This window comes from Methanosphaera sp. (assembly GCF_022768985.1).
Lineage (GTDB): Archaea > Methanobacteriota > Methanobacteria > Methanobacteriales > Methanobacteriaceae > Methanosphaera.
In genome coordinates this window covers 37,080-59,734 of sequence record NZ_JALEKL010000003.1, presented here as the reverse complement: position 1 = coordinate 59,734, position 22,655 = coordinate 37,080, and the positions used below count along the sequence as shown (strand labels likewise).

At 29.6% G+C, this 22,655-nt stretch carries 25 protein-coding genes and 1 tRNA gene; 1 reads left to right on the top strand and 25 read right to left on the bottom strand.

Translation table 11 applies throughout. The features are described 5' to 3' along the window. Window positions 1–90: 90 nt before the first annotated feature. Complete coding sequence (locus tag MRZ80_RS01180; RefSeq protein ID WP_292535404.1) at window positions 91–1,482, bottom strand: MATE family efflux transporter; 1,392 nt, start codon at window positions 1,480–1,482, stop codon at window positions 91–93. A gap of 312 nt (window positions 1,483–1,794) precedes the next feature. Beyond that, window positions 1,795–2,538 carry an alpha/beta fold hydrolase gene (locus MRZ80_RS01175; protein ID WP_292535402.1) on the bottom strand — a complete coding sequence of 248 codons (744 nt, stop codon included), beginning with the start codon at window positions 2,536–2,538 and terminating at the stop codon, window positions 1,795–1,797. A 248-nt stretch (window positions 2,539–2,786) separates the two neighbouring features. Here MRZ80_RS01175 and MRZ80_RS01170 point away from each other — a divergent pair, with 248 nt between their 5' ends. Continuing rightward, on the top strand, window positions 2,787–3,800 hold the full coding sequence (locus MRZ80_RS01170) for a DNA cytosine methyltransferase (RefSeq protein WP_292535400.1): 1,014 nt from the start codon (window positions 2,787–2,789) through the stop codon (window positions 3,798–3,800). Here MRZ80_RS01170 and MRZ80_RS01165 read toward each other — a convergent pair. From MRZ80_RS01165 to MRZ80_RS01055, 23 genes are all read right to left on the bottom strand, one after another. Then, complete coding sequence (locus MRZ80_RS01165; protein ID WP_292535398.1) at window positions 3,797–4,561, bottom strand: Eco47II family restriction endonuclease; 765 nt, start codon at window positions 4,559–4,561, stop codon at window positions 3,797–3,799. The genes MRZ80_RS01170 and MRZ80_RS01165 overlap by 4 nt on opposite strands. Before the next feature lie 168 nt (window positions 4,562–4,729). After that, window positions 4,730–5,230 (bottom strand): ferritin, encoded by a 501-nt coding sequence (locus MRZ80_RS01160; RefSeq protein ID WP_292535396.1) that lies wholly within the window; start codon window positions 5,228–5,230, stop codon window positions 4,730–4,732. Window positions 5,231–5,530: 300 nt separating this feature from the next. Continuing rightward, on the bottom strand, window positions 5,531–6,514 hold the full coding sequence (gene idsA / locus MRZ80_RS01155; RefSeq protein WP_292535394.1) for a short chain isoprenyl diphosphate synthase IdsA: 984 nt from the start codon (window positions 6,512–6,514) through the stop codon (window positions 5,531–5,533). Window positions 6,515–6,596: 82 nt separating this feature from the next. Then, window positions 6,597–7,937: an RNase J family beta-CASP ribonuclease gene (locus tag MRZ80_RS01150; RefSeq protein ID WP_292535392.1), complete on the bottom strand. Its 1,341-nt coding sequence runs from the start codon at window positions 7,935–7,937 to the stop codon at window positions 6,597–6,599. A 4-nt stretch (window positions 7,938–7,941) separates the two neighbouring features. After that, window positions 7,942–8,991, bottom strand: a complete 1,050-nt coding sequence (gene fni / locus MRZ80_RS01145) for a type 2 isopentenyl-diphosphate Delta-isomerase (protein WP_292535390.1) — start codon at window positions 8,989–8,991, stop codon at window positions 7,942–7,944. A gap of 75 nt (window positions 8,992–9,066) precedes the next feature. Further along, on the bottom strand, window positions 9,067–9,855 hold the full coding sequence (locus MRZ80_RS01140; protein WP_292535388.1) for an isopentenyl phosphate kinase: 789 nt from the start codon (window positions 9,853–9,855) through the stop codon (window positions 9,067–9,069). Window positions 9,856–9,908: 53 nt separating this feature from the next. Beyond that, the gene (mvk, locus tag MRZ80_RS01135; RefSeq protein WP_292535386.1) at window positions 9,909–10,880 is read right to left on the bottom strand and encodes a mevalonate kinase; all 972 of its coding nucleotides are present in this window, start codon (window positions 10,878–10,880) and stop codon (window positions 9,909–9,911) included. A gap of 822 nt (window positions 10,881–11,702) precedes the next feature. After that, window positions 11,703–12,299, bottom strand: a complete 597-nt coding sequence (rpsB, locus tag MRZ80_RS01130) for a 30S ribosomal protein S2 (protein ID WP_292535384.1) — start codon at window positions 12,297–12,299, stop codon at window positions 11,703–11,705. A 62-nt stretch (window positions 12,300–12,361) separates the two neighbouring features. Further along, window positions 12,362–13,606 carry a phosphopyruvate hydratase gene (eno, locus tag MRZ80_RS01125; protein ID WP_292535382.1) on the bottom strand — a complete coding sequence of 415 codons (1,245 nt, stop codon included), beginning with the start codon at window positions 13,604–13,606 and terminating at the stop codon, window positions 12,362–12,364. A gap of 152 nt (window positions 13,607–13,758) precedes the next feature. Then, on the bottom strand, window positions 13,759–13,977 hold the full coding sequence (locus MRZ80_RS01120; protein WP_292535380.1) for a DNA-directed RNA polymerase subunit K: 219 nt from the start codon (window positions 13,975–13,977) through the stop codon (window positions 13,759–13,761). A gap of 151 nt (window positions 13,978–14,128) precedes the next feature. Continuing rightward, a complete protein-coding gene (locus tag MRZ80_RS01115; protein ID WP_292535379.1) occupies window positions 14,129–14,296 on the bottom strand; it encodes a DNA-directed RNA polymerase subunit N in 168 nt (55 codons plus the stop codon). Between the two features lie 6 nt (window positions 14,297–14,302). After that, the gene (locus MRZ80_RS01110; protein ID WP_292535377.1) at window positions 14,303–14,707 is read right to left on the bottom strand and encodes a 30S ribosomal protein S9; all 405 of its coding nucleotides are present in this window, start codon (window positions 14,705–14,707) and stop codon (window positions 14,303–14,305) included. Window positions 14,708–14,732: 25 nt separating this feature from the next. Next, window positions 14,733–15,161: a 50S ribosomal protein L13 gene (locus tag MRZ80_RS01105; RefSeq protein ID WP_292535375.1), complete on the bottom strand. Its 429-nt coding sequence runs from the start codon at window positions 15,159–15,161 to the stop codon at window positions 14,733–14,735. A gap of 10 nt (window positions 15,162–15,171) precedes the next feature. Then, window positions 15,172–15,540 (bottom strand): 50S ribosomal protein L18e, encoded by a 369-nt coding sequence (locus tag MRZ80_RS01100; RefSeq protein ID WP_320786671.1) that lies wholly within the window; start codon window positions 15,538–15,540, stop codon window positions 15,172–15,174. Further along, window positions 15,537–16,334: a DNA-directed RNA polymerase subunit D gene (locus MRZ80_RS01095; protein ID WP_292535371.1), complete on the bottom strand. Its 798-nt coding sequence runs from the start codon at window positions 16,332–16,334 to the stop codon at window positions 15,537–15,539. The genes MRZ80_RS01100 and MRZ80_RS01095 overlap by 4 nt, the downstream gene beginning before the upstream one ends. Before the next feature lie 24 nt (window positions 16,335–16,358). Beyond that, the gene (locus MRZ80_RS01090) at window positions 16,359–16,751 is read right to left on the bottom strand and encodes a 30S ribosomal protein S11 (RefSeq protein ID WP_292535369.1); all 393 of its coding nucleotides are present in this window, start codon (window positions 16,749–16,751) and stop codon (window positions 16,359–16,361) included. 36 nt (window positions 16,752–16,787) lie between these two features. Then, window positions 16,788–17,354, bottom strand: coding sequence for a 30S ribosomal protein S4 (locus tag MRZ80_RS01085; protein WP_292535367.1), 567 nt, complete (start codon window positions 17,352–17,354; stop codon window positions 16,788–16,790). A 49-nt stretch (window positions 17,355–17,403) separates the two neighbouring features. Beyond that, complete coding sequence (locus tag MRZ80_RS01080) at window positions 17,404–17,859, bottom strand: 30S ribosomal protein S13 (RefSeq protein WP_292535365.1); 456 nt, start codon at window positions 17,857–17,859, stop codon at window positions 17,404–17,406. Between the two features lie 475 nt (window positions 17,860–18,334). Beyond that, a tRNA-Ser gene (locus tag MRZ80_RS01075) sits at window positions 18,335–18,418 on the bottom strand. Window positions 18,419–18,759: 341 nt separating this feature from the next. Continuing rightward, entirely contained in the window at window positions 18,760–19,725 is a 966-nt protein-coding gene (locus tag MRZ80_RS01070; protein WP_292535363.1) for an RNA-guided pseudouridylation complex pseudouridine synthase subunit Cbf5, read from the bottom strand. Between the two features lie 142 nt (window positions 19,726–19,867). Continuing rightward, window positions 19,868–20,227 carry a hypothetical protein gene (locus tag MRZ80_RS01065; protein ID WP_292535362.1) on the bottom strand — a complete coding sequence of 120 codons (360 nt, stop codon included), beginning with the start codon at window positions 20,225–20,227 and terminating at the stop codon, window positions 19,868–19,870. Window positions 20,228–20,641: 414 nt separating this feature from the next. Next, window positions 20,642–21,460 carry a DUF4013 domain-containing protein gene (locus tag MRZ80_RS01060; RefSeq protein ID WP_292535360.1) on the bottom strand — a complete coding sequence of 273 codons (819 nt, stop codon included), beginning with the start codon at window positions 21,458–21,460 and terminating at the stop codon, window positions 20,642–20,644. A gap of 208 nt (window positions 21,461–21,668) precedes the next feature. Then, the gene (locus MRZ80_RS01055) at window positions 21,669–22,472 is read right to left on the bottom strand and encodes a DUF4013 domain-containing protein (RefSeq protein ID WP_292535358.1); all 804 of its coding nucleotides are present in this window, start codon (window positions 22,470–22,472) and stop codon (window positions 21,669–21,671) included. Window positions 22,473–22,655: the final 183 nt, after the last annotated feature.

Genomic DNA, 22,655 nt, shown 5'->3' with positions numbered 1-22,655 from the left:
TTCAATTATATTATTATTTTTATTGTTAATAGATAATTAAGTTATTATTAAAAAAATAAGAGAATTAAAAAAAAATAAGTAGTGGAGAGGTTAGTTGGAAATACTACTATCATCATCATGTTTTAATAGTTTCCGTAGGTAATATAATGCCCAGCTAAATGCTATAGTTCCACTAATTATACCACACATCATAACACCAAAATACACACCATTTACTCCCATATTAAATATGAAATAAAATAGGAATATTGTGAAAATTACCTTAAGTATTGAGCTTCGAATAACAGTAATTATAAGTGAAATTGTTCCTTTTCCTATTTCCTGGAAGAAGTTACATGATATAACACCAAAACATACACTGAGAATTGTTATTATCATTAAACGTAGAGCTTTACTTACCTCAACTGAAAGCTTAATATCACCTGATGCAAAAAGTACTCCAATTTGTGGAGCAAAGACGTATGAAAGTACTATGAGAAGTGTTGTTATGATAATACTTAACTTTAAAGTATAGAAGTATGTACTTTTAAGCTTCCCATAATTTTTCTCACCATACATATTTCCAGCAAGTGTTATCATAGAAACACCCAATCCCTTAATTGGGATAATTATAAGCTGTGTAAGTCGACAAACAGCAGAATATGCAGCCACTGCAAGATAACCTCCTGAAAGTAGAAGTATTATATTTTCTGCCATATTTAATATACTTGTTATAAGATCTTCAAAAGTTGATGGAAGTGCAATAGATAATATCTGCTTTATATGATAAAAGCTAAAAGTGAAGTTTTCACGCTTAATACCAAGATATGTATCCTTTTTATAATGAATCCAGTAAATAAGAATAAGACATCCAATTGTTTCACTAATTACTGTTGCAAGTGCTGCTCCTGCTATATTCATATTTAATGTAAATATCATTATTGGATCAAGAATAATATTAAGAATTACAGTTGCAAGCATCACATACATTCCACGTTTTGCATCACCCTCTGATCTTAGAATTGCAACTTCAACTTCACATAATATAAATGGTATAATTGCAGCAAAAAGAATTTGTCCATATTCAAGTGCAAGAGATTCTGAAAGTCCAACTTCAACACCAACAAGACCAATATCTAGAAAAATTGGAATTGTATAATATGAAAATACACCTATAAGTATTGAAAATACTATTGCAAGAAGAATTCCATGAATTGCAGTGTTACTTGCCTGCTTGTGATCATTTGCCCCAATTTGTCGTGAAATTGCACTATTTACTCCAACTGCAAGTCCACTTCCAAATCCCATAACAATATAGAAAAATGGTAGAATAAAACCAAGTGCAGCAAGAGCATCAGCACTAAGTGCTGAGATCCAAATACTATCTGTAAGATTATATAATGATGCAACAAGCAAGCTTATCATTGTAGGTACAGAAAGCTTCTTTACAGCCTTCTTATAGTCTCCACGAATTAATTCTATATTTTTAGAATTTGCCTCCAAAAATATCCCCCAATTTAATTATTTAATCCATAAAATACGTTATAAATTATAATAATAACTATATTTTTTATTAAATATTAATATTATAGTTAAAATAAGACTTATTAACTAATTTTAAGTAATTTTATATGGAAAAAATATGATTGTAGCTATTAAACAACTAAAAAAAAGGAGATTGATAAATGAAATATTAAATTAATAAAAAAAAATAGTATGCTATCCTATATATGATAACATTTAAAAATTAAAATTAGCATGTTAGGATGAATTAAATTAAAAAAGATAATGTTAATTCATATAGTTACAAGGGTATTATTTCTTATTTTTGTGTATGAAATCAATAATTTTCATAACTACAATATCCTTGGTTTTGTCTGTGAATCTGTGCTCTTCATCATCAAAGACAATTAATTCACAATCACTATATGCATCAAATGCATCATGTGCATAGCTTATAGGAACTCGCATATCTTTTTTTCCATGGAAGATTATAACATGATTTTTAAAATCATCTATATCATCATATAAATTTACACTTAGTGCATCATTGATATATGTATCTCCCAGGTGTTCTGGCATAAGTTCTAAGACATTTTTTGGTCGTGTTGTATTTGTCATATCATCAACTATAACATATGCAGGAGCAAATAAGAACAATGCATTAATATCAGATCTTTTATTTGCAACAAGACTGCTTATGAATCCTCCCTGACTGTGACCTGCAAGGTAGATACTATCATTGTTAATAAATTCAAGATCTTTGATAAATTCTATAACACATTCTAAATCCTCTACTTCTGATGTTAATGTCATATCACATATTTTACCATCACTAAGTGAGTCATAACCACCACCACGAAAATCAAATACAAATGCTGCAACACCCATACTTTGAAGTTTTTGTGCATATGCAATCATAAATGTATGATTTAAAGAAAGTCCATGTGATAGTATAACACAATCAAGCAACTCATCATTACCTTCCATGTCAGGTAGGTAAGCTTTTATGTAAATTTTTTCACTACCAACAAAACAGTCATATTCTTTTGTATTCATTTTATAATTTCATCTCCCAATTAATAATTTTTGTACTCTATTTATATAATCTAGTAATTTAAATATAAATAATATTAAAATAATTAAAATATATTGAAAATATTTCAAAAGATCTTAGAAAAATATATAAAAAAATAAAAATAATAATAGTATATAATCATAAAAATTAAACATAATATGAAACATATATAATATAGAATATAAATAATAAAAAAAAGAATTATACATTTAGGGGAATATTAAATAAAATGAAAGCTATTGAATTATTTACAGGAGCAGGAGGTCTTGCATTAGGTCTTGAAAATGCAGGAATTGAACATGAACTTCTTGTTGAAATTGACAAAGATTGTGTTGAAACATTAAAAAATAATAGACCAAACTGGAATGTTATACATGATGATGTTCATAATGTTGATTTTAGTAAATATGATGCAGATATAGTTGCAGGTGGTTTTCCATGTCAAGCATTTAGTTATGCTGGTAAAAGACTTGGATTTGAAGATACACGTGGAACATTATTTTTTGAATTTGCACGATGTGTAAAGGAAGTTTCACCTAAAATTTGTGTAGCAGAAAATGTTCAAGGACTCATAAGACATGATAAAGGTCGAACATTAAAGACAATGATTGAAGTACTTGAAAGTCTTGGTTATAGAGTAGAATATAAAGTACTTAATGCATGGGATTATGGTGTTGCACAGAAAAGAAAAAGAATGTTTCTCATAGGAGTTAAAGATGGTATTATATTTAACTATCCTGAAGTTTCAGATGAAAAACCTACACTTGCTGATGTTCTAAAAGATGTACCAGAATCTGATGGTATGAGTTATTCTGAAAATAAAAGAAAAGTTCTTGAACTTGTTCCTCCAGGTGGATGCTGGGTAGATTTACCTGTTGATATACAAAAACAGTACATGGGTAAAAGTTACTATAGTGGTGGTGGAAAAAGAGGTATGGCAAGAAGACTTGCATGGGATGAACCATCACTTACACTTACAACAAGTCCGGCACAAAAACAAACAGAAAGATGTCATCCTGATGAAACAAGACCATTTACTATACGTGAGTATGCAAGAATACAATCATTTCCAGATGCATGGCAATTTAGTGGAACAACCTCATCACAATATAAACAGATTGGTAATGCAGTACCTGTTAAATTAGCCGAAGCTGTTGGTAAATCAATAGTATCTGCATTAACTCAAAACAGTTTAAGTGAAAGTAGTACAACAAAATCTATACAAACAAAATTACCATTTTAGTCATCATAATTAAAAACATAATCACCATAACTATCTAAGATTTCCTGATCACTTTTTGATAATTTAAAATCAGGAAGATCATATTTATTTTTTAAAACATCATTTATTGCCAAAGGAAGTGCTTCATATACCTGTTTAAGTGCAGTTCTATCACCTGTTACAAGTTCATACACCTTATATCCACTAACTAATTTTATATTTTCATTACAATGATCAATTGTAACTTTACTTCCATCTGAATTTTCCCTATTTTCTTTCACATGCCATATTTTATCTTTTGATTTATATTTCTTCTCAACAATATAACAAATATAAGCCTTAGCATTAGGATGTTCATGAATAATATTTTCAAGTTTTAACATTGTTGCTAAAGATGAAGAAGAATTTAAAGTATTAAACTTATTTTTCAATTCAATAAATACAGTGTTATCATCATTTTTAAGATCAACACCATATGGACTTCCAATCTTTAAATCTTGCCATCCTGGAACCTTTCCCAATACTTTTTGATGGAATTCACCAATCTTATTATTTCGTGATTTATCTTTTTGTCTGTTAATTTCAGAATCTAACCATCCTTGAAGTGATATTTGTTTTGTATATACATCAAAGATTAATTTAATAAAATCAGTAGTATTTTTTCCATGTTTTAATTCATCTTCAATCATTTTCACAGAATTTTCCACTATGTATGATTTAACAACAAATTCAACAGCATCTAAAAAATCTTCATCACTAATAAAACTCACATACTTATTCATAAAAATTCCTTCAGTTTTAAACTCAATTAACTCTATTTTAAAAATTATATTATATATTTAATTAATTATCTTAATAAAAAGTAGTATTCAAGTTTTATAATAAAAATAGTTTTTTTTAATTTTAAAATAGGGTGGTGAAAAAATAAAAAGAATAAAAATTTAGAAAATTTATTCTTCGTTTGAAGTTAAACTTCCGTATTCTTTGTCTAATTCATATAAGAGGTGTCTTGAATCTACAGCCATTCTTACTTTTCTTAGATCTTCATGTGCTAATTCTTCTTCTTCAACTTGTTCTTCTACAAACCATAATAAGAATTGGATTGTTGCATGATCATTAAGTTCTTCTGCTAAATCCATTAAGTCGTTAATTAATGAAGTTACAAGTTCTTCGTGTTCAAGAATAGCTTCATATACAGCTACAATTCCATCCCATTGACGTTCTGGTGTTTCAAATCCTTCAAGTACTACACTACCATTTTTACGGATGATGTAATCATAGATTTTCATACCATGTTCAAGTTCTTCTTCTGCATGTACTCTGAGGGAGTTTGCAAATCCTGGTAAGTCTTCATCTTCAAAGTATGTTGCCATTGATAAGTATAAGTATCCTGATGCTAATTCTGCGTTGATTTGTTTATTTAATGCTTCTTCCATTCTTTTATCTAACATTTAAAATATCTCCTTATATTTTAGTTTTATATATCCAACCACTTTGTTGTAAATTATATCCTACTTTTTTTTGTTATTGAATAATATCCTTAAAAAAATTTTTTTTGTATTTACTCGTTAACAATTAAAAATATAGTAGCCATTATATTTAAATATTTATTGTTTATTTATCAATTAAAATTAAAAAATAAAAATATCACTAAAAAAAATAAAAATGGTATAAAAAAAGGGGGGAGGTTAGTGGCTTTAAAAAATATTTTAGGGTGTAAATTAATCTTAAAACATTTTTTCTAAGAATAATTATACTTTTCTACTAAATACATAATCAGCAAGTTTAAATAATACTTCTTTTGCATCTGAATCTGGAAGTACACTAAGTGCTTCTTTTGCTCTTATTACATGATCATATGCTGCAAGTCTTGCATGATCAATAGCACCATACTTGTTAAGTAATTCCATTGCTTCAGGAATAATAGCTTCATCATTTGCCTGGAGAAGCTCAATGAGTCTGTCATGATCTTCACTATTTGCTTTTTCAAGTGCAAAGAGAACCATCATTGTTTTTTTACCTTCTACAAGATCACTACCAACAGGTTTTCCTATTGAATCATCACCTGTAAGGTCGATGTAGTCGTCTTGTATCTGGAATGCAATACCAATATTTTCACCATATTTACGTAGTGCATCAATTTGTATTTCTGATGCTCCACCAATAATTGCACCAATTGTAGTTGATGCAGTGATAAGTGCACCTGTTTTTTTATAGATCATATCATTGTATGCATCAAGTGTTACATCAAATGTATCTTCAAATGACATGTCAAGTACTTGTCCTTCACAGATACTTATACATGCATCAGATAAAATTCTTAGTGAGTCAAGAACTTTTTCATATGGTATGTTTTCTGAAGCTGTTGAAATTAATGATTCATATGCTTTAGAAAATAGTGTGTCTCCTGCAAGAATAGCTGTAGGTTCTCCCCATACTTTATGTACAGCAGGCATTCCACGACGTGTATCATCATTGTCCATTATATCATCATGTATAAGACTGAATGTATGGATTAATTCAATAGCAACAGCAGCTTTAAGAGCTCTTTCTGTTGATCCTGATACTGCCTGACAACTTAACATTGTAAGAGCTGGTCTAATTTTTTTTCCACCAGCTTTTGTTAGATATTCTGATGACTCTCTAAGTTCATCTGGTTGTAAAGTAGATAGTAACGATTCTATTTCTCTATCTACATCTTCTGAGTATGCTTTTAATATTTCTAATATATCCATTATAAATCACCCTATTATATAAAATTCTCTTATATAGTATATTTCTATGTTTTAATATTACTACTTTTTTAATTTTTCTTTTCTAGTTAAATACTTGTGCCTGTCCATTACGTAGTACATGTACATCGTTGCCAAGTTTATATCCTTCTTCTTCTGCAAGTTCTACAAATGCTGAAAGATGGCTAATATCACCGTGTGCAGGTATTAGTTGTTCTGGTTGAAGCATACGTATAAAGTCACGCATATCTTCAGGTCCTGCATGTCCTGATACGTGTACATTGTTATAAATTCTTGCTCCTCTTTCTTTAAGACGTCTGTCAAGTAAGTTACGATTTGCAATATTTATAGGATTTGGTATTGTTGATGATGAAAATACAACGTTATCTCCAGGTTTTATTTCAAAGTTTGTCTTATTTGCAGCTATTCTTGGAAGAAGTGCATCAGGTTCTCCCTGGTGTCCTGTTACAATAAGCATGTACTTTGACCGGTGATCATTTGCACGTGCTAATGCCTTATTTATTGCCTTAGAATTTCCATATAAACTTACATTACGTGGAAGATTTAATATTCCCATTGACTCTGCAATTGAACAGTAACGTTCCATTGAACGACCAAGAATCATAATTTTTCTACGACTTCTTTCTGTAATTTTTGTAATTGCCTGAATTCTTTCAATATGACTTGCAAATGTTGTTACAATAAGACCTTTTTTCTCTTCGAGTGGTTCTTTAAGAACATCTTTTAGAAGATCTCGTGCAATTTTTTCAGAGTAGGTTTTACTTTCCTGAACTTCCTTAATATTAGTTGTATCTACAATTGCTGCTTTTACACCTTTTTTACCTAGTTCTCTGAATCTTCTATAATCAGGTGGTGGTGATACCATCTGGTGGTTGTCAAATTTAAAGTCGTTTGCATATATTACAACACCCTCTGGTGTGTGTAGTGCTGCTGTTATTGTTTGTGGTATACTGTGTGTTGTTCTTACAAATTCAAGTGTAAGATTTGGTGAAATTTGTTGTTTTTCTCCAGGATTTAATGCTTTAAGTGGATTGTTTACCTTAAATTTACGTTCACTTTTTATTGTTTTTTCAATTAATGCAAGAGTATATGGTGTTGCAATAATTGGTGCTTCATAACGGTGTGCAAGTTTTGCAATAGCACCAATGTGGTCAAGGTGTCCATGTGTACATACAATTGCACGTACCTTTCCATCTACCTCACGCATAAGTGTATCATCAGGTATTACTCCACGTTCAATTAAATCTAAACTATGCATCCGTGAAATATCAGTATCTTCATGTATGTGAAGTCTGTCAAGATGTATACCCATATCAAATATTACTACATCATCATTTACTTTTACAGCAGTCATGTTTTTTCCAATTTCTTCATATCCTCCAACTGCAATTACTTCTATTGTCATATATTTATATTCTCCTTGCAAATTTTTTTGTATCAATTTCTAGTTGTTCTAATACTTCTCGTGTTTTTCCTGTTATAATAACCTTTTTTTGTTGTAATTGTTCAATGTTTTCTGCTCCAACAAGGAACATTGCAGTTTTAAGTTCACGATTAAACTGTTTAATTTTCTCCTCAACATAGGTATGTCCAAGATAGGAATGTTTTAAAAATGGAAGAGCCATACCAACACAATCAGCACCAAGTGCTATTGCCTTTGCAGCTTCAAGTCCATTTCTTATACCACCTGATGAAATTACAGGAAGATTTGTTGCCTCAAGTACTTCAACAGTACTTACAGCAGTTGTTATACCCCAATCCCAGAATAGATTTCCAAGGGAGGGATTTTCAGCCCTGTATGTTTCAACAGCAGCCCAGCTTGTACCTCCAACACCTTCAATGTCAATCATATTAACACCAATATCTTCAAGGATCTTTGCATCCTGGCTACTAATTCCTGCACCAGTTTCTTTTGCAATGATTGGAATATCTACATTTGAACATATTTCAGATATAGAATCTACATATCCTTTAGCATTAATATCTCCTTCAGGTTGTATAATTTCCTGTAATGGATTAAGATGTATTGCTAGTGCATCACAGTTAAGCATCTCTATTGCATCGTATGCATATTCTACCTGTGGTGCTCCAATATTTCCTATTATTGCAGCTTCAGGTGCACAATTGCGTACTACTGTGAATGTTTCTTTAAGTTCAGGATTTGTAATTCCTGCTCTTTGACTTCCAACACCCATTGCAATGTTCATATTTTCTGCTGCTGTTGCAAGAGTTTCATTAATCTTTGTACTTTCAGGATGTCCACCAGTAATTGCTGTTATTATTAGTGGTGAATCTAGTGTTTTTCCATTAAAATCAATTGATGTATCAATTTCATCATAGTCTACTTCTGGTAATGATCTGTGAACAAGATTTATATCTTCAAATCCAGTGGTTATTGTATGTTCAACATCGTAGTTTTTACATATTTCAAGATGTTGAAGTTTTCGATCTGATATCATACATTAATCACATCCTTTAAATTTTATTTTATTTAATTCTATAATTTTTTAATATTCAAAAAATAAAGAGAAACCTTATTTTATAATTGTTCCTTTAACTTTACTACCTGATACTGCAGCTTTTATATTTCCTTCAACTTCACCATTAATAATCTGGGATGTAATACCTTTATCTGCAAGTTCTAGAAGTTCATTAATTTTACCTTCCATTCCACCTGTTACATCTGCATGAGAATTTTTTGATGTAAGATTAAGTTGTGTATCTTTTGTTACTTCCTCGATTAGTTGTGCATCAGGATTTGTTTTTGGATTATCTGTATAGATTCCATCAACATCAGATGCAAGAATTACCTTATCAGCATTTAGTTCTTCTGCAAGATATGTTATTATCTGATCACCTGAAAGAATTGCAAACTTAATTGCATCATTATAGTCAAGTACAGCATCACCATAAAGTACTGGTACAAAACCATTTTCCAGGTAGTTTTTAATAACAGTTGTATCACATACTGCAATTCTTTTATTTTCTGTTATTATAAATGATGATGGCTTAATTGCCACAGCAGGTATTCCTTTTTGTTGAAGTTTACGACACACCATGTAATTTAGGCGATGTACTGATGTTTGTGTTATACACATTCCCTCAATTTTACGTAGATGATCATTTACATCTTTTACTTCACTGCCTATTTCATAGTCTCGTGCATAGATATGTCCAAAAGATCCTGCTCCATGTACTATTATCATGTCTTGGTTGTATGATGTTAATTCATCAGCAATTCGCTCTAAATTAACTTCATCTATAGTTGGTGATTTTGCATCTTTTATTGTAAGAGCACTTCCACCGAGTTTTATTATCATCATATAAAAAACCTACTTATCTAATTTATTTCTTTAAATTATATTTTTTATTTTTCTTATTCATCTATTATCTCAGCATAAACCCCACTTTGTGACTGTTCACACATAAATGTAGGATAAAGTTTTGATAATTTCACGTAGACATAATCTATATCATCTGGTGTATATGCAATAATACATCCTCCACCACCACTACCTGTAAGTTTAGATCCAGCAGATCCAAATTTACGTGATTGATATACCATGTCAGATAACTCTGCAGTATTTACACCCATTGCATCAAGAAGTCCCTGATTAATATTCATTAAATCAGCAAGTTTCTGAGAATTACCATCTTCTAATGCCTTTTTTGCATCTATTGCAACGTTTGCTGTTGCTGTGAAGATATGCTCTAAAACCTCTGGATACTTCTCATATTTATTGCGTACTGATGCAACAAGCTTTCCTGTATTACCAGCAATTTCACAATTTGAAACTAGTAATGGTAATTTCATATCAAAATCTATAGGATTAAGATTTGAATTTTCATCAATATAGATAATTCCACCATATGTACTCATTGCTGTATCAATAGGACTTGCAGCTCCTTGTATTTTAATTTCAATAGAACGTGCAATTTTTGCAATCTCATCAAGTGATAAGTCATTACCACTATAGAGTGCAAGTGCTTTAAGTGTTGATACAGTTACAGCAGCTGATGATCCTAAACCTGCACCTAAATACATTTTAATATCAACAGATAAGTCAAAGCCACCCTCATATTCAAAGAGGCTTATAACTTCATATATATAATCAGTAATCTGTTTTTGACTATCATCATATTCATAGACTAGCTTTCCATTATTAAGCTTTAATTTCTTTGAATAGTTAATTGTTTCAACATTAATATTAACAATATCATCACTACGTGATGTAAGTGTTACATCTACTCCCCGATTTATTGCAACTGCAATAGCAGGCTTGTTATATACAACTGTATGTTCACCAAAAAGAATTATTTTCCCTGGTGCAAATGCTTTTATTTTCATAAAATGAATCAATTCCTAATAGTCAATATTATTAATTTTTTTTAAAATAAAAGGTAAAAATGATAATGAAAATTTTGTTCAAAAAAAAGAGTTTTTAAATTAAAAAGACAACAATTTCCCACACACACACTAAATATGTCGGAAAATATTTTCCTCTTTATAAATATGATAAATACAAAACATGGAAAAAAAAGATTTTAAAACTTTCCACTCCCATATTTATAGAAAAAAACTTGTTATAGCAGTAAATATTTCAAGTATCAATTCTTTGGAATTAAATATTAAATCTACTATAAAATAAATTTTTTCTTATAATATCTATCATTAGTAATTAAATTTTCAGAATTTAAATCATACCTGCAAAATAATATATGCTTAAATTTCCTAATTTAATTGGTGTTGAACAAAAAATATATCATATATCTCTATAGAATGGAAAAATAAAAATCCAATCTCTAAAGATAAATACCCCTTTTAATATGATTCTCAAGTATAAAAACCTATTATACTTAAATTACAAATCTGAATTATTTATTATGAGAATCTGTTATGAAGTATTTATGTATTAAGTATATAATAAATATTACTCTAATTTAATAATTTATAACTAAAAATAATTACATTACTTTAATTTAGTAAAAAAAATCTGAAAATTATAAATAAAAAAAGTTTAATAAAAAATAAGTTTTCTCTTTAATTAAAAGATTAAAACACAGGTAAACTATAAAAATTATAGCCTACAATGTTAATCTTTAAAGTGTCTGTGTACAAATATATTCAAAAGTCAAATTACCATCTACATATAACCTTAGTTAAATAAGATTATATTTTTAATTCAAAGTCTGATGGTTCTAAATCAAATTCTTCATCAGAGGATAAGATACCTCTTTCTCTTAGAATTTGTCTTGCAAGTAACCAGTAAACTAAAGCAATAGCTTTTCTTCCTTTGTTGTTTACAGGAATTGTAACATCAACGTTACATAATAAGTTTTCTGTATCACATAAAGCTACTACAGGAATGTTGTTCTGTTTAGCTTCAATAACAGCTTGTGAGTCAGCTCTTGGGTCTGTTACAACTAAGATTTTTGGTTCAATAAATTTGGAGTATTGAGGGTTTGTAAGTGTACCTGGTATGAATCTACCTGGTATTGTTTTTGTACCTGTTACTTCTCCGAATTTTTTAACTGGTGCTTGACCATACTGTCTTGTTGATACTACAAGTACTTCATCAGGGTCGTATTTTGATAAAAGTTTTGCTGCAACAATAATTTTATTGTTACTGCTTTTTACATCAAGTACGTGAAGCCCATCTGCTCTTACTCTGTAGATGTATTTTTCCATATCTTTTGTTTTTTGTTGTGTACCTATGTGTAATCCTGCTGCAAGGTACTTGTCTAATGGTATTAATAATTCTGACATATTAATTTCCTCTTTTATTGTAAATTTTTATTCATTAAAATATTATCTTTTAATTTCTTTAATTATAAATCAGCCATCTTAGGATTTAATAATTCTTCTTCGATTCTGACTAGTTCATTGAGTTTTGCAATTCTTTCTCCACCAGCTGCTCCTGTTTTAATAATAGGTGCATTGAATGCTACAGCAAGGTGTGCAATGGTTTCATCAGTTGTTTCACCAGAACGGTGTGATACAACAGGAACATATCCATTATCTTTTGCTAACTCAATTGTATTATATGTATCTGTAAGTGTTCCAATCTGGTTTGGTTTAATAATTAAACTGTTACCAGCATTAGCTTCAATACCTTTTGCAAGGATTTCAGCATTTGTTACAAACAAGTCGTCACCACAAATAAGACAATTATCTCCACTTTTTGCTGTAAGTTCAGCAAATGCTTCGAAATTATTTTCTTCAATTGGATCTTCTACATAGAATAATTTATATGTATCAATTAAATCTGCAATGTAGTCGATTTGTTCGCCAGTTGTTCTTTGAACACCTTCACGTTCATATACATATTTTTGTTCTTTTTCATTCCAAAATTCACTAGATGCAACATCTAAACCAGGTCTTACTAAAATACCAGTTTCGTCACTAATTTCTTCACATGATGTGAATTGAATTTCTAAAGCTTGTTGGTTTGTAAGGTTAGGTGCCCATCCACCTTCGTCTCCTTTACCACCAGTAAATGTAGAATCTACATTTTGAATCTTTTCTTTAATTCTTCTGTGAACATTAATATTAGTTGTAATTGCTTCTGTTATGTTTGATGCACCAACAGGAATTACAAGGAATTCTTGAATATCAGGTGCATTAACTCCTGCGTGAGCTCCACCATTAATCATGTTTCCTAAAGGATAAGGAATTGCTGTTGGCATAACTCCGCCAAGGAATTTGTATACTGGAAGGTTGTAGCTTGATGCTGCAGCTTTAACAGTTGCCATTGAAACTGCTACTGCTGTATTTCCACCAATATTTGAGAAGTTATCTGTTCCATCAATTTCTTTAAGAACATTATCAATTTCTCTGATGTCTTCTGCTTCCATTCCTATAATTTCTGAGGATATTAAATCTTCAATATCTTCAACTACTCTGTCTACTCCACCATCAGGGAAAGATACTACTTCGTTAACTCCAGTACTTGCTCCACTAGGTGCTGCTGCTCTTCCAAATCCATTCCATGTTAAAACATCAGCTTCAACGGTAGGATTTCCTCTACTATCTATAATTTTTCTTAATCGTACGTCTTCTATTACACTATCCATAAAAAACACCTCTTTTAAATGTAGAAATAGTTGCTTAATTAAAGGGCTATTTTTTTATCTCTTAAAAAGTGTAGAAATAAAGAAAGTTAGTTTTTACATTTAGTTATCAACAATCAATTTTACTATGAAAAAAAATAATTTATAATGATGATCTATTCATCATCAGCTTCATCATTATTTTCTGAAAATTTCTCATTTTTAACTACTGCATCTAATGGAAGTACTCCTTCCTCATATTCTCTTATTGCTATTTTAATAGGATCTTCATCAGGACTAAATTCAACTTTAGGATATGCTCCCATAGAAATTTGTAATCCTCTTGAACCAATTAATCTAGCTCTATCAAATCTTGTATTACTTCTAGATTGCATTATAATTAAATGCTCCTTATTTAGTTTTTCTAATACTATTCAACAACTCAACTAAATTCCCCAAATTAACATGTAAAAAAGGGGAGAGGAGTTCAAAATAAATGAAGTAAATACTCCATATTAGCTCCTTATTATTTTAGTATCTAAATATCTACCATACATCAACATGTGAGATAAACATTCTTCTACAACAATATTTTGTAATTCCAAGATCGTCAAGAACAGCTCCAGGATCTTCACCATCTGCTACTCTTTCTTGAAATTCATCAAAACTTGCTGAAATAACCTTTCCACACGTAAAACATCTTACGAGTAACATAAAAAATTACCTGTAACTTTTTTGTTTTCTTGCTCTTGCTCCAGGTCCACCGAATTTTTTGGATTCTGTACGACGTGGGTCTCCTACTAACATTGTTCTGTCATACTGTACGTATCTGTCTTTAAGATTCATGTCACCAGTGTATTCAACTAGTCCTTTAGCAATAACCATACGAGCTGCTTCTGCTTGACCCATTACTCCTCCACCAACAACTCTTATGCTGATATCTACAGAGTTTATTAAGTCTTCCCCTGCAAGCTCTATAGGTTCATAAATTTTAAGTCTTGCTAATTCAGGGTTATATAATTCAACTGGTTTACTGTTAATTTTTATTCTTCCGCTACCTTCTTTAACTGTTCCTCTAGCAATAGCGGTTTTTCTTTTTCCACTAGCGTGTACTGTTTTAGCCATAATTTACACTACCTTCTGAATTTATCTAAAATTTAGCACCTAATAATTTTGATACTGTACCTAATTGCATACTTTTTGTTATGTTTTTAGGTTGTGCTTCTTTTACTTCAACTGTTTCTTGTCCTTCGAGTTCTACTGGAACACCTACATTTACTTTTAAGTTTTTGTAAGCTGTTCTTCCATGTGCTTTTCTGTATGGAAGCATTCCACGAACTGTTCTTCTGAATATATCATCTGGTCTACGTGGGTATTTTGGACCTAAATCTCTTGGGTTTGAGATACTTGCTCTGTCCACTCTTTGTTTGTATCTTGCATAGATAAAATCTTTATTTCCAGATATAATAATTTTGTCAGCATTGATTATTGTAATTTCTTCCCCGTTAAGTAATCTTTTACTGACTGTACTTGCTAGTCTTCCTAATACAAGTCCTTCTCCATCTATAATTGTAACCATTCAAATTCACCTACTTTATGATTTTAACGTTAGATCCTTTTGGATTTTCAGCCATAAGTTCATCGATTTTTAGGCATTTTCCGCCTGCAGCTGTTATTTTTTCTTCTGCTTCTGCTGAGAATTTAAATGCTGCTACAGTTACGCTGTGTTCTATGTTACCTTCACCTAAAACTTTTGTTGGTACAACTATAGTATCATCTTCAGCTGTGTTTTTTGCTATATGGTAAACATTTACTTCTTTATTTTTTCTATTAGCTCTTGAAAGATCGTTAGCAACAGCTTTCCATATAGGAGCATTTTCTGCAGATGATTGTTTGGTGAGGGATTTTATTAAATTTACAGTATTTGGGTTAGTTTTTGTTAATTTCATTTTTACTATTCCTCCTCATTCACAAAATTTATGATATTATCTGCTTTTTCTGATAGTATATCACAAGCTATTGTAAGAACTTCAACAGGTGTTAGTGAACCATCTGTTTCAAGGTTGAAAATATATTTATTTTCTTCAAAGTCAACTACTATTGCATTGTCATCTTTTTCAGATAATCTTTGACATGTTCGGCATGTTGAACATTTTTCAATATCACCAATTGCAAGTTCATCACCATCAATTGATAATACATTTCTTGGACATTCTTCAACATATTCTTCAAGATCTGATAATTTATCCTGTTCTATTGAAATTCTTGGATAATATTTATATCCACAAGTTGTTGTTGCCTGCCATTTTGCATGTTCTGAACCTAATCCTATTTCTGCAATAGCTTCAAGTTCTACTTCTTCGCCTTCCCGAAGTCTTACTATTGGTATTGTATCATAAACTGGTTTTACAACTGGGTCGTCTGATTTAAGATCTTTTGAATATACTATTTTAGGACCTTTTTCTTTTAGAAGAAATGAAACGCTGCATTTTTCACAGTGTGATTCACAGTCACAATCTTTCGGCATGATATGAGAATCAAGATCAGTTACTAATGGAATTAATCCTAATCTGTGAGCTAAAACTTCATCAAACATTTTTGCATCGTTTTTGTAAATATTTACATCTTCTATTGCAAATGTTGGAATTTCAACAAGACAAATTCTTCTTATTGTATTAATAAATGTATCATCTACACCATCTACAACAAATACAGCTTTTTCTTCATCCTTATATCTAATTTCTATATTCATGTTATGACCCTTTTCTTAAAATACTTATACTCTTCTACCTCTTTTACCACCAGGTCTACCAGTACCATCGTGAGGTATAGGAGTTACATCTTCAATTTTACCAATTTTTATACCAGCTCTTGCTAATGCTCTTATTGTTGCTTGAGCACCAGGTCCTGGTGTTCTTGGACCATTTCCTCCAGAAGCTCGTACTTTAATATGAAGACCAGCAATTCCTTTTTCTTTAATATCATCTGCTACTCTGTTTGCTGCTTCCATAGCTGCAAATGGTGATGATTCTTGTCTGTCTGATCTTACAACTTTTCCACCAGACCATTGTGTTATGGTTTCAGCACCAGTAATATCTGTAACAGTTATAATAGTGTTGTTAAAAGATGAGTAAACGTGAGCTACACCCCATTTCTCTTGTTCTGCCATTTTATCACCCTTATAATTTATTCCTTATATTTGGATCTATTCGTCCTTTGGTTCTTCATCTGCTGTTGCTTCTACTTCTGCAGCTTCTTCTTTTGTTTCTTCTGTGCTTGTGAAGTTTTTAGCAACTGGTGAACCTGGATAGAATCCTATGTTATCTTCGTCAGCTTTTTCAACTAAATGTCCTGGTGCATTAATTTTTTTACCGTTAAGTGTAATGTGACCGTGTACAACAAATAGTCTTGCTTCTTTAGCTGTGTTACTTAAACCTTTTTTGAATACTAAACTTTGTAATCTACGTCTTAATACGTCTTCTACGTTAAGATCTAATACTTCTTCGAGTTTAGCATTAGGTGAAATGAATCCAAGTCTTACTAAATGATTCATTAATTCAGTTTCTTGTGCTTCTCTTTCATCTGCATCCATACCTAAGATGATACGAGCATCTCTTCGGTATCTTTTTACTTTAGATTCAGCTTTCCATATTTCTTTTTTGTTTTTTAATCCATATTTACTTGCTAATCTGTTTTCTTCTTTAATACGTTCTGCATTCCATGGATGTGATGGAGTGTCATACTGTTTTCGTGGTTTTTTAGGATTTCCCATAATCAAATCTCCTTTAAATTTATATTAAAAAATTTTTGTATTTCCTTATCTATTGACCAGGTCTTGTTCTGCTTACACCAACAGAAGATCCGTGTCTAAATGTTGATTTAGTTCTTTGACCACGTACTGGAAGTCCAACTTCATGTCTTTTACCTTTGTAACTTCTAACCATTTTCATTCTGTTAAGGTCGTCACGAAGTGTCATGTTTAAGTCAGCTTCGATTAAGTGTTTTGTTTCACCTGTTGTATAGTCGTTTCTTCTGTTTAAGAACCATTCAGGAATTCCGAATTCTTGAGGGTTTTCAAGAACTTCTTCGATTTTTTGTACTGATTCATCATCGATGTATCCGATTTGTGCATCTTGATCTAAGTCAGCAACTTTACATATTGCAACAGCGAAAGCTTTACCAATACCTTTAATTTCTGTTAAAGCAGAAGCTATTGTTTTGTTTCCGTCAACGTCTTTACGAGTTATACGAACCATATGTCTAAATTCTTCAGCCATGCTAATTCTCCAATTTATTTGTTTTTATTAATTTTACTAAAAAAGTTCTGAATAAATAACTCAATAATAATTCTAAACTAGATTTGTGTGTTTGAAAGTAATTTCTAGTTTATAAGAAAAAAATAAGCTTTGATTTTCATTATAATTATTTCAACTAAGAAATATTATTTTTTGGTGTTTAATTGTTTTATCTAGAAGGTGATTTCTCTTATTTATTATATTTTTTCTAATCCATCTAGTTTAGAATTCTTTTTACAATTTATTCAGATGAAAAAATATTCTCAAAAGCTAATAATAAACTTTTTATTGTAAGAAATTTTTTTACAGTTAAATTGTGATTAAAAAAAAGTATATGCATAATAAATAATTTTAATAATTTATAAAAAAAGTCATTTTTTTTAAAATGAAATCTTTTTCTAGATAATTATTAATTAAATAAAAAATATTTCTCTTATTTATAAAAAATAATTATAAACGCCGAGACTGGGATTTGAACCCAGGAGGAGATCACTCCACAAGATTTCCAGTCTTGCGCCTTACCAAGCTAGACTATCTCGGCAGTTGTAATTTTCTAATATTAATCATTGCTTCAATAGCTAATTTTTCATTTGCCATAGAATTTTCTACAAGATTAATACTAAATTTCTTATTTAACAACTACTATCTAGAAAAATTTAATTGAGTTTCATTTTTCCTTGAATAATTTTACATAGCCAAAGCTAATAATCTACATAAAATCATTAAAATATCATCCAAAAAATCATATTGGATAATGTGTTGTTTTTAAATATTGACCTCGCCCTTAACTAAATTAAAGGTTCTACAGTTAATAAAAAATGTTTTCATATTGAAGAATAATTCATACTAAAAAAATAAATTTTATTATTTTTTACTATGTAATTACTTCCACATCATAGGATATGTTTTTGGTAATATAAATACTTTTTGTATATCTACTACAATTTTTGTATCTGATGTAATAATTTCACTAGTTGAACATAGTGCCTGACCAATTGCAAGTAGTTCATCTTTAAGTGTCATAACAGCAACAATATTATTTTTATTAATTTTACTATCTAGTTTTACAATTCCACTATTTGCAAGATCAGATCCATGACATACTGCATCAACTGCTGAATCTTTTACATATATTTTCTTTACATAACGTGTTGCATTTTCCATTGGCTGTATTATATCAAATAGATATGATGGATCATCTTCATGTTCATAGAAGTAATATGCATCTGTTACATCTTGAAGTGTTGTTAGTGTTTCATCTTCTTTAAATGCACCAGCCATTGTACGTCTAAGTTCTGCCATGTGTGCACCACAGCCAATAACTTCACCTATATCATGGCATAATTTACGAATATATGTTCCAGCCTCACATGTTACTCTAAAAAGTACATCCTGGTTATCTTGTATTTCAAGAAGCTTTATTTCATACACCTTTCTTACACGTAATTCACGTTTTACTGCTGATTTAACAGGTGGTAATTGATAGATTTTACCTGTAAATTCATCAAGAACACTACGTATTACATCATCATCTATTGGTTTGTGTAATCTCATAAGACATACATATTCCTTTGGTGATAAAAGTAGTAGTTGTAATGCTTTTGTTGCAGAATTTAATGCAACAGGTAGTACTCCTGTAACTTTAGGATCAAGTGTTCCACCATGACCTGTTTTTGATGTATGCATTATATCTTTTACCCATATATCAATTTCATGTGATGTTGGACCTGATGGTTTATCAAGATTAATAATTCCACGATCTATATGTTCTTCAATACTTCTTTCATCTGGAGGACAACCATAACTATAATCAGTTTCAGCCTCACATAAATACTCATAATCTGCCATAAATATCAACTTTATATTACGCTTATATAATTAATTTATAAAGTTAATAATTAATAAAATCCACGATTTTAGGAAAATATAAAAAAAGAGAAAAAAAGAAAAAAATAGAAATCATAATGATTTAATTAAAAAAGGATCTAAATTATAGACTACCCCATCCATATCCACAAGAATAACATTTCCATGAACGTCCTTCAAGAGCAAATCTCATTCCAACATTATCACTTCCACAACTAGGACAGTGTACACCATAACTACTTTTAGCATTTTTATCATGTTTTACTTTTTCACATGCCACTTCTGCTGCTGCATGATAAAGATGATGTTCTTTAAGTGCTTCTACTTTATCCATAGACTTACAATTACAATCAGTATGATGAAGGATAAAAGGATTATCACTTCCATCTTCTATTGTAGTTACTGGTGTTGCTGTTGCCATTCCCATCATTGTCATACTAAAAAGTAGTACCATTAAAACAGCAATTATTTTATTTAATTTCATAGTTTTTCACCTCTTAATTAGAAAAATTCTTTTTAAAAGTTTATTAATACTTAAAAAAAGAAATATTTAATCTTTTTTATATAATTACTAGTATATTTTTTTGTATTATATATTAATTATCAATATATTATTCTTATTACAGCAACATTAATGAAATAATACTGCTATATATGATAAAACTAATTTAAATAATTGTAAATTAACAAAAAAAGAATTAAATGAATATAATTAATTATTTACACATACTAAATCCACTTACTACATAAACAATGCACTTACACATAATAATATGAAATATACTTTGAATCTGAAATTGAAATAAAAAATAATCTAAAAAAAATAGAATAGTCTTGAAGAAATTAGAATTTTATAAAAAAAATAAAAAAAAGAAAAGAAAAAAAATGTTTTCCAATCTTAGTATGCACAAAGTTTACCAAGTGCAATAGATGAAAACATTATATAGAATGATACTACAATTGTATCTGAAACTATAGGACCAACTGCTGGAATCATACTTACAATTAATTGAATGATAAAACAAACAATTCCAAGAATAGCCATTATAATTGCATATACAATGTATCTTCCCCATCCAATTGATGATATTTTTTCAACTACAACTTTGAAGTTAATTGCATCTGTTATACTTCCTGTTTCTGCAAGTTTAGCTGTTGCAATTTCAAGAAGTAATGTAAATACAATCATAAGAATTACACCAAGAATTGTAAGGAACATTGCAGATGATGCAAAGTCTACAATTACAGCGTTAGGAATTGCATTTACAACAGCTTCAGGATTTGACATAACTGCATTAATTCCTGCATTTGTAAAATATCCTACAAATACACTAATTTTACTCCATGCACCTGTAAGGAATGCAAGAATTGCAAATATAATTGCAGGTACAATCATGTATACTATTGCCACTACTGTTAATTTTATACCATCTATAAATTCATTTTTAATTACTTCTGGAAGTTCATCCATTTTCTTTACTGTTACTTCAGGACCATTAATTTGACTTTTTGTAAGTTTAAGACAATATCCAAGTTCAATAAATGTTACAAGTATTACTATAATTGACATTACAGCTGATACTATAGAGTTATTTACTGAGTATTGTGCTAGTGAACATATACTTATTATGAAACATATTACAGCAAGTACTGCCCATGTCATATAATTTTCTGTTGGATATCTTAATGAGTCCTTAATCATATCTACTAAATCCATATCTTTTCACCTCATTAAAATTAGATTTGATAAAGTTAATTTATAATAAGTTATTATTATAGTTTAGTTAATAAAATAAACATATGAATAAAAATTCATACAATAAAAAACATAAATGAAAGTGATATTTTAAAAAATAAGATAAAATATTGAAATACTGCTAAATTAAAGCTCTTAAAAAAAAGAAAAAAGAAGATTAAGTGAATTATTACTGTGTATAAATTTTCCCAAGTGATACATTAGTAACAATTAAGATATATGATCCTACCATTGTAAATGAAATAACCTTACCAACATATGGAATCATACAAACAATAGTGAGTATAATATTAAGAACTGATATTGTTAGTATAAGTAAAATTAGATACACTACATATTCATCCCATCCAATTGATGAAATTTTTGAAAGAATACCCCTGATATTTAATGCACTCATCATACTTTCATCTGCTGCATGTTTTGCAATAGCAATTGTTGAAATTAGAAACATTACAGATTCAACAGCAACACCACAAAATACTATAGATATTAATGTATGAATAAAACTACTAAGTTGACTAAATACTACACCATCAATACCACTACTCATAAGAAGTTGTATTGTAAAATTAACAATCCAGTCAAATAAACCTGTAATATATGTTAGGATAAATAAAAACATGGCAGGAATAACCAGATATATAACTTCAACTACTACTGCCTCGATTCCTTCAATAAAATCATCCTTAATATTTGATGGAATTTCATCCATATCATCTACTATTACATCAGATCCATATATTTGATTTCTTATAATCTTCATACTAAAACCAAGTGTTATAACAGACATAACAATAAATAAGATACCAAATATTACAAATAAAGGTGTATTATCTATAGTTGAAAATACTGTTAAACTAAAAATTGTTGTTATAAAAAATAGAATAATAAAACTTAGCCAAACTTTTGGATTTTCTATTGGATATCTTAATGAATCCTTAAATAAATCTAAACTACCCTCTATATTTAGCATAAAATCATCACCAAACACTCCTAATAAAATTATTTTTTTGTTTATAATATTAATTTCCCATTAAAAAAAATTAGATTTACATATAAAATATTGTTTTTATCCTAACTAATTGATATAATTTTTTAAATAATGAAAATAAGCCCGGGTAAAAAAAAGAAAAATAAAAAAAAGGGAAGGTTAAAT

What these genes read in the sequence shown, in the direction of transcription:
- MRZ80_RS01175 (WP_292535402.1), bottom strand. Translation starts at nt 2,538, where the DNA reads ATGAATACAAAAGAATATGACTGTTTTGTTGGTAGTGAAAAAATTTAC.
- MRZ80_RS01170 (WP_292535400.1), top strand. Translation starts at nt 2,787, where the DNA reads ATGAAAGCTATTGAATTATTTACAGGAGCAGGAGGTCTTGCATTAGGT.
- MRZ80_RS01165 (WP_292535398.1), bottom strand. Translation starts at nt 4,561, where the DNA reads ATGAATAAGTATGTGAGTTTTATTAGTGATGAAGATTTTTTAGATGCT.
- MRZ80_RS01160 (WP_292535396.1), bottom strand. Translation starts at nt 5,230, where the DNA reads ATGTTAGATAAAAGAATGGAAGAAGCATTAAATAAACAAATCAACGCA.
- idsA (WP_292535394.1), bottom strand. Translation starts at nt 6,514, where the DNA reads ATGGATATATTAGAAATATTAAAAGCATACTCAGAAGATGTAGATAGA.
- MRZ80_RS01150 (WP_292535392.1), bottom strand. Translation starts at nt 7,937, where the DNA reads ATGACAATAGAAGTAATTGCAGTTGGAGGATATGAAGAAATTGGAAAA.
- fni (WP_292535390.1), bottom strand. Translation starts at nt 8,991, where the DNA reads ATGATATCAGATCGAAAACTTCAACATCTTGAAATATGTAAAAACTAC.
- MRZ80_RS01140 (WP_292535388.1), bottom strand. Translation starts at nt 9,855, where the DNA reads ATGATGATAATAAAACTCGGTGGAAGTGCTCTTACAATAAAAGATGCA.
- mvk (WP_292535386.1), bottom strand. Translation starts at nt 10,880, where the DNA reads ATGAAAATAAAAGCATTTGCACCAGGGAAAATAATTCTTTTTGGTGAA.
- rpsB (WP_292535384.1), bottom strand. Translation starts at nt 12,299, where the DNA reads ATGTCAGAATTATTAATACCATTAGACAAGTACCTTGCAGCAGGATTA.
- eno (WP_292535382.1), bottom strand. Translation starts at nt 13,606, where the DNA reads ATGGATAGTGTAATAGAAGACGTACGATTAAGAAAAATTATAGATAGT.
- MRZ80_RS01120 (WP_292535380.1), bottom strand. Translation starts at nt 13,977, where the DNA reads ATGCAATCTAGAAGTAATACAAGATTTGATAGAGCTAGATTAATTGGT.
- MRZ80_RS01115 (WP_292535379.1), bottom strand. Translation starts at nt 14,296, where the DNA reads ATGTTACTCGTAAGATGTTTTACGTGTGGAAAGGTTATTTCAGCAAGT.
- MRZ80_RS01110 (WP_292535377.1), bottom strand. Translation starts at nt 14,707, where the DNA reads ATGGCTAAAACAGTACACGCTAGTGGAAAAAGAAAAACCGCTATTGCT.
- MRZ80_RS01105 (WP_292535375.1), bottom strand. Translation starts at nt 15,161, where the DNA reads ATGGTTACAATTATAGATGGAGAAGGACTTGTATTAGGAAGACTAGCA.
- MRZ80_RS01095 (WP_292535371.1), bottom strand. Translation starts at nt 16,334, where the DNA reads ATGAATATAGAAATTAGATATAAGGATGAAGAAAAAGCTGTATTTGTT.
- MRZ80_RS01090 (WP_292535369.1), bottom strand. Translation starts at nt 16,751, where the DNA reads ATGGCAGAACAAGAGAAATGGGGTGTAGCTCACGTTTACTCATCTTTT.
- MRZ80_RS01085 (WP_292535367.1), bottom strand. Translation starts at nt 17,354, where the DNA reads ATGGGAAATCCTAAAAAACCACGAAAACAGTATGACACTCCATCACAT.
- MRZ80_RS01080 (WP_292535365.1), bottom strand. Translation starts at nt 17,859, where the DNA reads ATGGCTGAAGAATTTAGACATATGGTTCGTATAACTCGTAAAGACGTT.
- MRZ80_RS01070 (WP_292535363.1), bottom strand. Translation starts at nt 19,725, where the DNA reads ATGGCAGATTATGAGTATTTATGTGAGGCTGAAACTGATTATAGTTAT.
- MRZ80_RS01065 (WP_292535362.1), bottom strand. Translation starts at nt 20,227, where the DNA reads ATGAAATTAAATAAAATAATTGCTGTTTTAATGGTACTACTTTTTAGT.
- MRZ80_RS01060 (WP_292535360.1), bottom strand. Translation starts at nt 21,460, where the DNA reads ATGGATTTAGTAGATATGATTAAGGACTCATTAAGATATCCAACAGAA.
- MRZ80_RS01055 (WP_292535358.1), bottom strand. Translation starts at nt 22,472, where the DNA reads ATGCTAAATATAGAGGGTAGTTTAGATTTATTTAAGGATTCATTAAGA.